Source organism: Clostridium pasteurianum DSM 525 = ATCC 6013, assembly GCF_000807255.1.
Classification (GTDB): Bacteria; Bacillota; Clostridia; order Clostridiales; family Clostridiaceae; genus Clostridium_I; species Clostridium_I pasteurianum.
Map to the genome: position 1 here is coordinate 712276 of NZ_CP009268.1, position 13404 is coordinate 725679.

Consider the following 13404-nt stretch of genomic DNA (forward strand, 5'->3'; position numbering starts at 1 on the left):
ATTTGAGAGGATATTATTATGAAAATAACTGACAAATGTATCAATTTTTTAGAATATATAGTTGCTATTTGTATGATCTTAGATTTTCATTCAGTATGGACACGGGTTAATTCCGATTTAAAAACAATAAATTCACTTGTATTATTTGTAACACTAGCTATTTTGGGATTAATAGTAATCAAATATATTATAAGAAATAAAAAAGAGTTTACTGTATTATTAATTATTATAACAAGTATAGTAATATATAATATTATATTTATATCTTTTAATCAAATAAATACTAAAAATTTTATTTTGGTATTTTTAGTTATATTATTAGAATTTATAATTTATTCAATTTATAATATAAAAATAAATAAAAATAATGTAATATTAACAAATATATCGAATGTAATTATAATACTTTCTGTTATATCACTTGTTTTTTATATATTTGGAAGTAATATGAATTTAGTATCACCTAATAAACAAGTTCTAATCGATTGGGGAGGAGAACATTTTATTCCAAGTTATTATAATTTATATTATGAAACTCAAATAACCTTTATATCTAACTTTAGAGTAATAAGAAATAGTGGAATATTTAATGAACCAGCTATATACGCTGCTTGTTTATGTTTAGCTTTAATACCACAATTATTTTTAAATGCCAAAAAAAATAAGATTAAAATAGGAATTATATTATTTACTTTAGTAACAACATTTTCAACTACTGGAATAATTGTAGGACTATTATTGACTTGTATTAGCTTATTTTTTAGAAGAACATATAGAATTAAAAATTCTATTAAGATTTTATTAATGCCAATTTTAGTGTTTTGTTCAATATATGTTATAGTTTTTTTTATAAATGATAAATTAATTCAAAGTAAATATAATTCTAGAGGATCATATTCAGTAAGAATGGATGATATTAGAGTTGGAATTGAGGCATGGAAAGATCACAAATTTTTAGGTAATGGTTATAATGACAAAGTATCAATACAAAATTATATGGATCTTAGCATAAGAGGAGTTGATACAGGCGGAAGCAATGGTACTATGCTGATATTATCACAGGGAGGAATATATTTGTTAAGTATTTATATTATATCTTTTTCTTTAGCTATTGCTTATTCTATAAAAAGAAAGAATTTTAATAATATATATATTTATTTAACAATAGTAATTTTACTTTGTGCAAATGCTATACCATATAATTATATTGTTGTTTATTTTGTGGGCAATGGCATAATATGTAATTTTATATCTAAAGGTATAGAGAAATCTAAGATAAATGGTGGCTTTAAAATAAAGTAAAGTTAAAATTTACTTAAAAACTTTCTAAAATAGTATATATTGATTGTATCAATTACAAAAGATAGTATATATAAATAAAACAATGTGATATAGATTCAATTATAGATAATTAAGATTATTTTTAGGGGTAATTTTATAAATGAAATGTTTCAAAAATATAGTTTTAGACAAATTAATTGAAATTTTATGTTTTGTGTATTCTTGCCTATATAGTATAAATCAGTAATAAAATCTATGAAATGGACATAAAGTGGATTGTTTTATTATATCTAATTGAAGAGTTTGATAAAAATCAAAAAAGTATAAAATCAAGAAAATATTCTTGTAATTTATAATAATAATTTTTATGCTAATACATTATTATTGTTCAACAACATAACAATAATAAAATATAAGTTTATTTATTTTACAATTAAAATAAATAAGTTATTCACTAAGTTTTTTGTAGTATAATTTAACAGGGGGATAAAAGTCTATGAAAAAATATAATTATATAATAGTAGGATCTGGTATTTTTGGGGCCATTTTTGCTTATGAAGCAAATAAAATAGGGAAAAAATGTTTAGTTATAGATAAAAGAAGTCACATTGGAGGGAATATATATTGTGAAGACATAGAAGGTATTAATGTTCATAAATATGGCGCTCATATATTCCATACGAGTAATAAGAAAGTTTGGGATTATATAAATAGTTTTGCTGAATTTAATAGATATACAAATTCACCAATTGCGATTTATAAGGATGAGCTTTATAATATGCCATTTAATATGAACACTTTTAATAGGCTATGGGGAGTAAGAACTCCAAGTGAAGCTAAGGCAAAAATAGCAGAACAAATATTAGAAAGCAATATAATGAAGCCACAAAATTTAGAAGAACAAGCAATAAAACTTGTAGGAAAAGATATTTATGAAAAATTAATTAAAGGATATACAGAAAAGCAATGGGGAACAAAAGCAACGGAACTTCCAGCTTTTATTATAAAAAGACTTCCAGTAAGATTTACATATGATAATAATTATTTTAATGATAAATATCAAGGTATTCCTATTGGTGGATATACTAAAATAATTGAAAAAATGCTTAAAGGAATCGAAGTAAGACTTAATACAGATTTTTTTAAAAGTAGAAAAGAATTTGAAAATCTAACTGAAAAAATAGTTTTTACTGGGATGATAGATGAATTTTATAACTATAAATTTGGAACTTTAGAATACAGAAGCTTGAGATTTGAAAATGAAATTTTGAATCAAGAGAATTATCAGGGAAATGCTGTTATTAATTATACTGAATATGAAGTACCATATACAAGGATAATAGAACATAAACATTTTGAATATGGAACTCAACCTAAAACGGTAATAACTAAGGAGTATCCAGCTAGATGGAATAAAGGAGATGAACCATATTATCCTATAAATAACGAAAGAAATAATATAATATATAGTAAATATAAAAATTTGTCTAACAAAGAAACTGATGTAATCTTTGGGGGAAGACTAGCTGAGTACAAGTATTATGATATGCATAATGTAATAGAACAAGCTCTAAAATGTACTGAAAAGGAACTTCAAAAATGAGTAAAAGTATAGCAAAAAATTTTATTTATAATCTTTTACTTCAAATAGTAACTTTGTTTATGCCATTAATAACAGTCCCATATGTATCTAGAATATTAGGCAAAGAAGGAATAGGAATTTATAGTTATACTCTTTCTATCGTTCAATATTTTGTAATATTGGGTACACTTGGGGTTTCTATGTATGGAAATAGACAAATTGCTTATGTAAGAGATAATAAGCAAGAAATGTCTAAGACGTTCTGGTCTATAACCTTTCTTAAAATAATTACAACAAGTATTTCTTTATTAGCATACATATTACTATTTGGATTTAATAAAACTTATGGATATATTTATTTAATTCAGGCTATAAATATTATAGCGGCTATGATTGATATATCTTGGTTGTATATGGGATTAGAAGATTTTAAAAAAACTGTTACAAGAAATTTATTTGTAAAGATACTAGGTGTAGTGTGTATTTTTATATTTGTGAAAGATTATCAGGATTTAAATAAATATATAATTATAAATGTGCTTATGACTTTTATTGGAAACTTAGTAATGTGGATATATATTCCAAGTACAGTTTCAAATATAAAGATAAAGCTTACTGATATAGTAAAACATATTGTTCCAACAGTTCAATTGTTTATACCTCAAATTGCTATTCAAATATATGCAGTGTTAGATAAAACAATGTTAGGAACTTTAGTTGATGCTGGAGAAGTTGGGCTTTATGAACAATCTCAAAAAATAATTATGTTAGCATTAGGATTAGTAACTTCACTTGGAGTAGTAATGTTACCCAGAATGAGTAATACTTTTGCAAATGGTGATGGTAAAAAGATGAATGAATATTTAAATAAGAGTTTACAAGCAGTATCCTATGTATCTATTCCAATGGCAGTAGGATTAGCGGCAGTATCAAATGAATTTGTATCATGGTTTTTTGGAAAAGATTTTAGTCCAGTTTCATATTTAATGATTATATTAACTCCAATTTTGTTTTTTATAGCTATAAGTAATGTACTAGGTATTCAATATTTATTACCATCAAGTAGAACAAAAGAATTTACAATTTCTGTAACTATAGGTGCTGTAATAAACGTAATATTAAATTTTATATTAATACCACAATATAAAGCGATAGGAACATGTATAGCCACAGTAGTTGCTGAATTTATTGTTACTTTAATTCAATATACATATTTAAGAAAAAATATTAAAAAGAAAAATTTATTTAAAAGTATAGTAAAATATACAGTTTCATCAATGATTATGTTTATATTAGTTAGAATTATAGGAATTTATATGGAATCTAAAATTATAACAACAATAATACAAGGGATAGTGGGTTCGATTACATATTTAATACTATTAAGCTTATTAAAAGAAGAAACAAATTTAACTATAATTAGATTTATAGTTTCAAAGTTTAAGAAAGGATAAAGAAATGTATGTATATGATAAGAAATATTGGATTGGATTTGTTGAAAATTTTAGGATGTTTTGCGGTTGTTGTATTGCATGTTGCTGGTAGAAGTGGATATCTACTTAATTCAACTCTATATTATGCTTCAAGTTTTGCAGTTCCCATGTTTTTTATGGTAAATGGTAATTTATTATTAAATAGAAATAGTTTAGAATATAAATATGTTATTAAGAAAATATTAAATATTTTACTTTTAGTGTTTTCATGGAATATACTTTTATGTATAGTTAAATTAATATGGAAACATAAATTTAATAACCCTTTATTTTTAACAGCAGAAAATTTTATTCAGAAAAATTATTTTTGGCAATTTTGGTTTTTTGGATCACTGTTACTTATATATTTCATACTACCTATTATATATAAATATTTTAAGGATAATAAAAATTCTATTTTTATTACAGTATTTTTTATTATAATTTCATTATTGATAGATTTCACAAGTATTTTTAGATCAATTACAGGAAATTCAATAATACAAATTCATATAATACAAACATTTAGACTTTGGACATGGCTATCTTATTTTTTGCTTGGAGGATTAATAGGAAAAAATAAGATAAAAGATTTATTAAAAAAATATATAAATAAATATATAAATATGTTTATGTTTATATTTATGACAATAATTGTTATTATATATCAATACAATATGGCTAAATATGTTTATAAAATACAATACGCAGAATATTTTTATGATAATATTTTTACCTTTGTATGGTTAATTAGTTTGTTTTTACTATTATATAGATTAGATTATTTAAAGTTAAAAAATAATATTATAAATACTATAAGTAATAATATAATGGGAATTTATATTATACATGTAACGATAATTAAAATATTTACTCATTTTTATAAATTTGAATCATCACTTGAAAATATATTATTAATTATATTAGTTTTTATGGCATCTTTTATAGTATCATTTTTTATTAATAGATTTCCGTTAATTAATATATTAACTAAAATTTAGTATTAATTTCAGATGATTTTACAAAGTAATATTCTACTATACGAAAAACAAATAAGTATGAAAATTCCTAAAATATAAATCAAATTTTAATTATTAAAAAATTTATACAGTAAAATAGTTTGCAAAAAATAAATAGTGTATAATATTAGATTTACTCGATATAATTGTAAAGGAGAAATTATTACGATTTGGTTAGTTGCTGTTATGTAATTCGGTCTAAAAATGAATTTCTTTAAAACTTTTTAGACCTTTTAAGCCTAGGATGAAAGAAATAAAATATTTTGTATATCAGAAACGTATAACTACTATGATGTTTATAATTATTAGCTGTGAAATTACTAAAGATATAAATGGGAAACTTTTTTATAAATAATAGTAGTTGGATTTTTACCAATAATAGTATAATCGTGGATTGTGATCAAACAGAGCTAATTACAAATAGTAAAACTTTTGAATTAGCTGAAAAAGTTTGTTTCTCTTAAAAAGAAAAACCAATATTGTTATTAACTATTTGTTACATTACTGGTGACTACTCTGAAATAGTAGCAATGGTTTTGGATTCCAGAGAGTGCGCATTGTACTGATGATTATAGTGATTTATTAAGATCTATACTATTTAAGTAATGATAAAGTTTGTAACGGTAATTTAATATTAAGAACAGTGGCTTTGGTCCAACAGAAAATATTTGGAAACTACTTTCAGTTCTTAATCTAAAATTTGTGACTAAAGATTATTCTACTGTTAAAGCTAGAATTTTATCAAAATATATACCTTACTCAGAATATGATAAAGCTTTTTGGGATTATGAACTTCTTCAAATCGATAAAGTTAGATATATTATAGTACAGATATTATCTGAAAAAGGAAATTTAAAATACTCTCTGATTATCACAGATATTAGTGATAAGGAAATGAATGCGATTGAAATATTCCATTTTTATAATAAACATCAGACTATAGAGTTTTTTTAAAATGGTTAAAAATGTATATTGTATAAAGAATCTTAGAATATCTAAATTCTATGGCATTTATCATTTCTTATGATTAGTATTTATATTCACAACCTTATAAGTTCTTTTAAGTCCACGATTATTTGCGCAAAATTTGATAATACGGATGTAAGAGTTCTAGTTAGATGTGAAAAGCATTTATTAAAATAAATGCCAATGAAATTAATATAAATCTTGCGCTTTATTGATGATGCACTACGTGATGCTAGATATATACAGATTAGTTTTAATATTTGAGACTAAAGTTAAATAAATATGATAAAGTTAGAAACTTATTTTAAAGTGTTTTTAGTATTTTCATTTTTAATATTACCATATTATGCGAATAGGCTGCGTCTTAATAAATAAAAAACTAAGGAATATTATAGAAAATATTAATGGTCAAACATATAAAAATATAAGTTCTATATTTGTACGAATTTTAGCTGATTAATTTGTGAAATATGTATATAATTAAATTTTATAATTATTAATAAGTATTAAAATAATTTAAGAATTAAAGAGGAAAAAATGTATAAAAAAGTAATTTGGATATTAGTAATAACTTTTATTATAATAGTTAGTTTTATTATATTTAAATTTATCATATATAATAAAACTAATTCTAATAATTTAACTGAAAAATCACAATTTTCAATAGGTGTGAATATACATTTTGTAAAGCCAAATATTGAAGAAGTTAGTAAATTACATAAAGCTGGATTTAAAATTGTAAGGATGGATTTATCATGGGCAAGTATTGAAAGAGTAAAAGGTATATATAATTTTACTGATTATGATACATTAGTAAGAAATATGAATGAAAGTAATATAAAAATTCTGTTCATTTTAAATTATTCTAATCCCCTATATGATAATGGTATTTCACCTCATACAGATGAAGGTCGAAAAGCTTTTGCTAATTTTGCTAAAAATGCTGCAGAACATTACAAAGATAAAGGTATTGTTTGGGAAATATGGAATGAACCTAATATAGGGTTTTGGAAACCAAAGCCAAATGCTGCTGATTACTCTAGATTAGCTATAGATACTATAAATGCTATTAGATCAAAAGATAAAAATGCATTTATAATAGCACCAGCATTGGCAGGAGTTGATTACAATTTTTTAAATCAATTAGGTAGAAATCAAATATTTAAATATATAGATGCTGTGAGCATTCATCCTTATAGACAAAAAAATCCCGAAACAGTTATAGAAGATTATAAAAAATTAAGACAGTTAATACAAAAGTATCCTCATAATGAAAATATTGAAATTTTCTCTGGTGAATGGGGATATTCTACTTCATGGAAAAATATGAATGATATGAAACAAGCTCAATATTGCATTCGTGAATATTTAACTAATATTATGTGTGGAGTTAATGTGAGCATTTGGTATGATTGGAAGGATGATGGTACTAATAAAAGCAATCAAGAGCATAATTTTGGAACAGTATATAATGACTTAACACCTAAACCAACTTACTATGCAATTCAGACTATGAATACAGCACTTAATGGATATAGGTATGTAAAGAGAATAGATACGCAATCAAAAGATGATTATGTACTTATGTTTCAAAAAGGTGATAAAGTTGTTTATGCTGTTTGGACTACTGGTAAAAGTCATGATATAAATATAGATTTAAAGAATAATAAAGTTCAAGTTATTGAGCTTATGGGTAAGAATTATAATGATAAAGGAGCTAAAAAAAAGTATAAAATTAATTTAGATGAAAATGTTAAATATATTTTAAATTAGTTAGAAAGTAACAAATAGAAATCTTTTAAACTTTTACTGAATATTAAAAACAAATATTTGAAATATAAGTAAACTTAGTTTATAATAAAAATGTTATTGCTTGGATATTTTTAATTAAATTGAAACTTTTATTAATTATATAATAGAATTGAGGGATAAACTTTATGGAAGAAACCAAGGAAATGGAATTGAGCGATATTTTTTACGTTCTTGCTAAGAAAAAGATGATGATAATAGTCATAACTTTAGTATGTACTTTAATTTCTGCAGTCGTCAGTTTTTTTATAATATCTCCAACTTATCAATCGGAAAGTAGTGTAATTGTAGATAAAAAAAATGGTACCAATACTCAATATAATAATAATGATGTGCTTATGTATCAGAATCTTGTTAAGACCTATGCAAGCATAGGTGAGTCCGATGATGTATACATTAAAGCGGCACAGAAGTTGAATAACGGTATATCTTCTGATGAGCTTGCTAAAAGGATTACCATTACTCCTGTTACTAATACTCAGCTGCTTACAGTTACGGCTACTGGAGGCAGTGCTAAGGAGGCACTGGATTCAGTTACAGCAGTGACAGATTCCTTTATGGAAGTATCAAATACTGTTTATCCTGCAGGAGATATAAGAACTGTAAATAAGGGAAAACTTCCTAAGGCACCTGCAAAGCCTAACAAAAAACTTAATATTGCCATTGGATTCTTTTTAGGGTTAATGATTTCAGTGGGATTAGCTTTTGCAATGGATTATATGGATAATACCGTTGAAAGTATAGAGGATATTAAGAGGAATTTTGATTTGCCTATAATAGGAACCATACCACTAGAACAAGAGAATTAGGGGAGAATGCAGATATGTTAATAGTTAAGGATAATCCTAAGTCACCTATATCAGAATCCTATAGAACTCTTAGGACCAATATACAGTTTTCCAGTTTTGATGACAATATGAGTACTATATTAGTAACCAGTTCCACGCCTTCAGAGGGAAAATCTACAGTATCTTCTAATTTGGCATTGGCTATGGCGGAGACTAATAAGAAGGTTTTACTCATTGACTGTGATTTGAGAAGACCATCCATACATAAAAAATTTGGATTGTCCAACGAAAAGGGACTTTCAAATTTATTGATAGGACAACATAGTTTTAATGAAATTGCTCAGGAAATTACAAGTAATCTGTGTGTATTGACTTCTGGTACTATACCACCTAATCCTTCAGAGATGCTCTCTTCAAAGAAAATGGAGCTTTTCTTAAAGGAAGCGGAGAAGAATTTTGACTTTATAATTCTGGACACACCGCCGGTAGTTTCTGTAACAGATGCACAGGCTCTTTCTACCATTGTAGATGGTGTACTTTTAGTAGTTTCTTCGGGACATGCTCAGATACCGGAGGTGCATAAGGCTATTGAGCTGTTACAATACGTTAAAGCCAATATCATAGGTATTGTAGCTAACAAGGTCAAATCTTTTAGAAGAGGATATAAATATTATCAGTATTATTACTATGGCGAAGGCGATGGTAAGAATAAAAAACATAGAAGTAAAAGTAGTAAGTAATGTTTTTAGAAATACATAGTGAATATAATAGAGGATAATCTATCAGTACAGTTTACCGATAGATTATCCTCTTAACTATTTTTAGCTTAATTATCTATATTCCAATCTTGTAATTTTACCAATTCAGGTGGGAGTATATTCTTATTTACTACCGGGGATACCGTAACAGTAATAGTTGTATTTTTTACATTGCTCAGATGTATGGATAATTTCTCTAAATTATTAGGTGATTGGTTAGGCGGATTAGGAGACTGAGGTAATGGTTCTGCTTTCATTTTATCAAAATGCCCCTCCGCTGGAGATACAATGGAAACTAAGACCTTTTTATTATTTTTTGACAACAGAGCTGTTTTTTTATCCTTACTTATTTCAATTTTTGCTATAGTATGGGCAAACCACCATATATCTGAAGGCCTATAGGTGGTAATCTCGTCTTGTATCAGCATAGTTCCAGTATCTTTATAGAGAGCTGCTCCTCTTTTTACGGAGACAGCATCAGTCTTATAGGCATCAGTTATATCTGCAATGGCAAAGGATTTTTTTGAGCCTTCTTTAAAGCTATCTATTTTAGTATTTGCCAGTACATTTTGATCCGGTTTTGCACTGGGGTTTATAACCAGGGTATTTTGACCTTCTGCTCTTTTTCTATAATATTCCCATCGTTTGCCCTTTTCTCCTGTATCCCAGTATCCAGGAAGATTGTAGTTTTCTGTTCCCAGCTCACAAAACCAGCGAAGACCTAAGGTGTCATACACAAAGCTTCCAATATCAAGATCGCTGTGAGACAGTCCATTTTTACCAGCTTTAAAGCCCACAAAGGAATCTGAATTTTTACCTACATTATTGTGTAGTGTAACAAGTTCTAATTTGTTGAAATATTTATCCTGTATTTTTATGGGTATCTCTTTAACTTTTTTATTTCCCCATATAAGGCTCATAGGAGTGGTATCTTTTTCATTAGTAACGCTATTGTAATACCAGGAGTATTCTCCATTTTTAAATTTATTGGACAGCCACAGTAATATAGGTGATTTTAGTTTATAGGAATCGGCATCAGAAAAATTAAACAGGCCGCTGGGGCCATTCATATATATGGAGAAGTAACCCGTAGAAGCAAGTCCTGGTGATTTTGACAGATCATAATCCGTCCCCAGTGTAGAATCCAGTGAAGATATAAAATAAGCAGCATAGGTAGTGCCGTAATCCCAGTAGGATGGCCCTTCATACCAGGCACCATCCGGAGCATAATTACTCAGCATTTCCGGAAGATATTTTACTCCATTTTCAATAAGCTGTGCTGAAACTCTTTCAAACTCTTCTCCTTCATCACCTAGAGCCAGGGCGCCTAGACCTATCCCGCCATTGCATACACTGTTCCAGTTTGTAGCACCAGCCATAGAAGAATTTTTTACCATGGAAAATTCTAAAGCAGGTTTAAGTCCCTTATTTAAAAGGGCATTTCTTATAAGTGATTTTTGAGAATCTGTTAGGTAATTATAGAGCCAATCGTAGCCTATAGCAGCTGCTGCAGTCATTTCAGCGGTATCAAGAAAATGCTCTGGATGCCAGCTGGGAAATTTTTCATCACTTGAAATAGTTTCCAGTTCAAGGAGGGCAGCCTCCGCATATTTTTTATCTCCTGTTATCTTATATACAAAGGCTAAGGTTTGTATCCTATCCAGAACATCTCTGCTTACAGGCAAAAGTCTAACTTTATCAGCTAGTTCATATTTAACCGGTTCCCTTTCTAAAAGCATATCTGCCTTGCTTTGCAGATAATTAAATTTCTTTTTCATTGCGGTATCCTTGGATATATTCAATTTTATATTTCTAAAATCCTCTTCCCTGGCCATCAGCCTTGGATGCTGTCCATTTTCATTATGCTGCTTTAGTGATCTTATAATATTCTCTCCTTTAGGCAGATATATTTCAGGGTCAGCAGAGGATTTATTATTAACTGTGCCAGTGGACTCTGATCTATCAGTAATTACTTTATCAGCAGGCTCATCAGCCTTTTTTGGTGTTTTAGTATTTGAATAGGCTTTATATAATTTTGGCGCAAAATTATATATAAAATAAATTGACATAATCATTAACAGTATAATTAAAAAAAACTTTTTATAGATATTTTTCACATTGGTCTCCTTAGGCATATGAAAATAAATAATAAGTCAAAGATGTGACGGATATTTTGAATATGCCTTAATATAATTTTTAATTATTATAAACTTATAATAACTTATTTTCTATTGCTAGGGAAATAATTAAAATATATTTAACTATATTTATAAAATATGGATAATATGTAATATGACACTATATACCATATTTCCTTGTGTTTTGACTTTAGGAATAGTATAATATTTAAAGTATGTTATTATAATTTACAAAAATTTAAATTGATTACAGATAGTAATTTATAGATTTGTCAATAAATATATAGATAGATAAAAAGGATATGATGAACAAAATTTAAGCAAAAGTCGTCTGGAGTGGAAAATGTCAATGAATGTTTTTATAATTGGGTCAAAGGGTATTCCTGCTAAATATGGCGGATTTGAGACTTTCGTAGATAAATTAGTAAGCTATAGGAAAAATGATGATATTAAATATCATGTTGCATGTATTGCTGACAATGAAAGGGAATTCTCCTATAGAGGAGCTCGCTGCTTTAATGTTAAAGTAACAAATATAGGAAATGCAAAGGCTATTATATATGATTTAAAGGCTCTTAAAATGTGTGAAAATTATATAAAAAAGAATAATTTAAAAAATTGTATTATATATATTCTGGCTTGTAGAATAGGTCCTTTTTTGGCCTTTTATAAAAATAGATTTGAAAAGCAGGGTATTAAGATTTATGTTAATCCAGATGGACATGAGTGGAAGAGAAGTAAATGGAACAGATTTGTCAAGGCCTATTGGAAGATTTCTGAAAGGCTCATGGTAAAACATGCTGATCTGCTTATATGTGATTCAAAGGGAATAGAAAGTTATATACAGGAAGAATACAGCTTCTATAATCCTAAAACTACTTTTATTGCCTACGGTGCAGATATAGAGAAATCCACTGTAAAGGATACGGATGAAGAATTAACTCAGTGGTATGATAAATTCAATATCAAGAAAAATCAATATTATCTCATTGTAGGAAGATTTGTTCCGGAAAATAACTACGAAGTGATGATAAGTGAATTTATAAATTCCAATTCAAAAAAGGATCTAGTTATAGTTACCAATGTAGAAGAAAATAAATTTTACTGGGATTTAGTTGAAAAGACGAATTTCAATAAGGATAAGAGAATTAAATTTGTAGGTACCGTTTATAATGGAGAACTTATAAAGAGAATAAGAGAAAATGCCTATGGCTATATTCACGGTCATGAAGTAGGTGGTACAAATCCTTCGTTGCTGGAGGCCCTTGCCAGTACAAAGATAAATTTACTTTTGGATGTAAATTTTAATGTGGAAGTTGGCAAAGAGGGAGCACTTTATTTCAGCAAGGAAAACATGTCTTTAGCAGATCTAATTGAAGATGTAGATAAGTTTACAGAGGAGAGAATAAATCAGCTTTCCATAAAGGCAAAGGATAGAATTATTAATAAGTATTCCTGGGATAAAATAGTGGATAAGTATGAAAATTTATTTATAAGTCATTAAAAGCCAATACATATCCTTAGTTTAATATCTGTGCTGCTGATAACTCAGCCGTAGATAAATAGCAGAAATAATTATTTACTACTAATA

Annotated in this window: 10 protein-coding genes; 9 read left to right on the forward strand and 1 reads right to left on the reverse strand. The window is 26.9% G+C overall.

The genetic code is table 11. The annotated features are described in order from the left end of the window. The first annotated feature begins 18 nt into the window (after positions 1 to 18). The 8 genes from CLPA_RS03155 (at position 19) to CLPA_RS03190 (ending at position 9657) form a co-directional block, all read left to right on the forward strand. Positions 19 to 1302 (forward strand): O-antigen ligase family protein, encoded by a 1284-nt coding sequence (locus CLPA_RS03155; RefSeq protein WP_004455531.1) that lies wholly within the window; start codon positions 19 to 21, stop codon positions 1300 to 1302. A 475-nt stretch (positions 1303 to 1777) separates the two neighbouring features. Beyond that, positions 1778 to 2884 (forward strand): UDP-galactopyranose mutase, encoded by a 1107-nt coding sequence (gene glf, locus CLPA_RS03160; protein WP_004455529.1) that lies wholly within the window; start codon positions 1778 to 1780, stop codon positions 2882 to 2884. Continuing rightward, the gene (locus CLPA_RS03165; protein ID WP_004455528.1) at positions 2881 to 4317 is read left to right on the forward strand and encodes a flippase; all 1437 of its coding nucleotides are present in this window, start codon (positions 2881 to 2883) and stop codon (positions 4315 to 4317) included. The genes glf and CLPA_RS03165 overlap by 4 nt, the downstream gene beginning before the upstream one ends. 14 nt (positions 4318 to 4331) lie before the next feature. Continuing rightward, complete coding sequence (locus tag CLPA_RS03170; RefSeq protein WP_158380936.1) at positions 4332 to 5336, forward strand: acyltransferase; 1005 nt, start codon at positions 4332 to 4334, stop codon at positions 5334 to 5336. A gap of 720 nt (positions 5337 to 6056) precedes the next feature. After that, positions 6057 to 6308 (forward strand): hypothetical protein, encoded by a 252-nt coding sequence (locus CLPA_RS21050; RefSeq protein WP_004455525.1) that lies wholly within the window; start codon positions 6057 to 6059, stop codon positions 6306 to 6308. A gap of 549 nt (positions 6309 to 6857) precedes the next feature. Further along, positions 6858 to 8093 (forward strand): glycoside hydrolase family protein, encoded by a 1236-nt coding sequence (locus CLPA_RS03180; RefSeq protein WP_004455524.1) that lies wholly within the window; start codon positions 6858 to 6860, stop codon positions 8091 to 8093. Positions 8094 to 8257: 164 nt separating this feature from the next. Further along, entirely contained in the window at positions 8258 to 8938 is a 681-nt protein-coding gene (locus CLPA_RS03185; RefSeq protein WP_004455523.1) for a YveK family protein, read from the forward strand. A gap of 14 nt (positions 8939 to 8952) precedes the next feature. Then, positions 8953 to 9657, forward strand: a complete 705-nt coding sequence (locus CLPA_RS03190; RefSeq protein ID WP_004455522.1) for a CpsD/CapB family tyrosine-protein kinase — start codon at positions 8953 to 8955, stop codon at positions 9655 to 9657. A gap of 86 nt (positions 9658 to 9743) precedes the next feature. Here the strand turns inward: CLPA_RS03190 and CLPA_RS03195 are convergent, their stop codons facing one another. After that, positions 9744 to 11792, reverse strand: a complete 2049-nt coding sequence (locus tag CLPA_RS03195; protein ID WP_004455521.1) for a DUF4962 domain-containing protein — start codon at positions 11790 to 11792, stop codon at positions 9744 to 9746. 370 nt (positions 11793 to 12162) lie between these two features. On the opposite strand from CLPA_RS03195, the gene cps2T reads away from it, so the two are divergent. Beyond that, the gene (gene cps2T / locus CLPA_RS03200; protein ID WP_004455520.1) at positions 12163 to 13317 is read left to right on the forward strand and encodes a beta 1-4 rhamnosyltransferase Cps2T; all 1155 of its coding nucleotides are present in this window, start codon (positions 12163 to 12165) and stop codon (positions 13315 to 13317) included. Positions 13318 to 13404: the final 87 nt, after the last annotated feature.

What these genes read in the sequence shown, in the direction of transcription:
- CLPA_RS03155 (WP_004455531.1), top strand. Translation starts at nt 19, where the DNA reads ATGAAAATAACTGACAAATGTATCAATTTTTTAGAATATATAGTTGCT.
- glf (WP_004455529.1), top strand. Translation starts at nt 1,778, where the DNA reads ATGAAAAAATATAATTATATAATAGTAGGATCTGGTATTTTTGGGGCC.
- CLPA_RS03165 (WP_004455528.1), top strand. Translation starts at nt 2,881, where the DNA reads ATGAGTAAAAGTATAGCAAAAAATTTTATTTATAATCTTTTACTTCAA.
- CLPA_RS03170 (WP_158380936.1), top strand. Translation starts at nt 4,332, where the DNA reads ATGATAAGAAATATTGGATTGGATTTGTTGAAAATTTTAGGATGTTTT.
- CLPA_RS03180 (WP_004455524.1), top strand. Translation starts at nt 6,858, where the DNA reads ATGTATAAAAAAGTAATTTGGATATTAGTAATAACTTTTATTATAATA.
- CLPA_RS03185 (WP_004455523.1), top strand. Translation starts at nt 8,258, where the DNA reads ATGGAAGAAACCAAGGAAATGGAATTGAGCGATATTTTTTACGTTCTT.
- CLPA_RS03190 (WP_004455522.1), top strand. Translation starts at nt 8,953, where the DNA reads ATGTTAATAGTTAAGGATAATCCTAAGTCACCTATATCAGAATCCTAT.
- cps2T (WP_004455520.1), top strand. Translation starts at nt 12,163, where the DNA reads ATGAATGTTTTTATAATTGGGTCAAAGGGTATTCCTGCTAAATATGGC.